This window comes from Nostoc sp. 2RC (genome assembly GCF_014222165.1).
Lineage (GTDB): Bacteria > Cyanobacteriota > Cyanobacteriia > Cyanobacteriales > Nostocaceae > Nostoc > Nostoc linckia.
This window is the reverse complement of the sequence record NZ_JACKZU010000828.1, coordinates 1-292: the sequence shown is the minus strand read 5'-3', so window position 1 is coordinate 292 and position 292 is coordinate 1. Positions and strand designations below refer to the sequence as shown.

Genomic DNA, 292 nt, shown 5'->3' with positions numbered 1-292 from the left:
GGTATCTAATCCTGTTCGCTCCCCATGCTTTCGCTCCTCAGCGTCAGTTACTGCCCAGAGACCCGCCTTCGCCACTGGTGTTCCTCCATATCTCTGCGCATTTCACCGCTACACATGGAATTCCACTTTCCTCTTCTGCACTCAAGTTTTCCAGTTTCCAATGACCCTTCACGGTTGAGCCGTGGGCTTTCACATCAGACTTAAAAAACCGCCTACGCGCGCTTTACGCCCAATAATTCCGGATAACGCTTGCCACCTACGTATCACCGCGGCTGCTGGCACGTAGTTAGCC

Annotated in this window: 1 rRNA gene; it reads right to left on the bottom strand. The window is 53.1% G+C overall.

Features of this window, described 5'->3' with window-relative positions:
• A 16S ribosomal RNA gene (locus tag GNE10_RS35145) occupies positions 1-292 on the bottom strand; the annotation flags it as partial.